The following is a 401-nucleotide window of genomic DNA, read 5'->3' as shown; positions in this document are numbered from 1 at the left end:
GTGAAAGGACTACCCGGGTTTCTAATCCTGTTCGCTACCCATGCTTTCGAGCCTCAGCGTCAGTTGCAGTCCAGCAAGCCGCCTTCGCCACTGGTGTTCCTCCTAATATCTACGCATTCCACCGCTACACATGGAGTTCCACTGTCCTCTTCTGTTCTCTAGCTGAACAGTTTCCAGAGCCAGTACGGGTTGAGCCCATACCTTTTACTCCAGACTTGTTCTGCCCCCTCCGCTCCCTTTACTTTCAATACATCCAAACAACGCTAGGCTCCTTCGTATTACCGCGGCGGCTGGCACTGTTGGCCGATGTGGACTACTGGGGTATCTAATTACCGCGGCTGCTGGCACCGTACATCGGGACTACCCGGGTTTCTAATTACCGCGGCTGCTGGCACTAGTTG

At 54.1% G+C, this 401-nt stretch carries 1 rRNA gene; it reads right to left on the bottom strand.

The annotated features are described in order from the left end of the window. Positions 1–401 (bottom strand): 16S ribosomal RNA (locus CIL05_RS22485); the annotation flags it as partial.

This window comes from Virgibacillus profundi (assembly GCF_002287375.1).
Lineage (GTDB): Bacteria > Bacillota > Bacilli > Bacillales > Amphibacillaceae > Virgibacillus_K > Virgibacillus_K profundi.
Note: the sequence above shows the minus strand (reverse complement) of the source record. Positions and strands in the feature narration are given on the sequence as shown.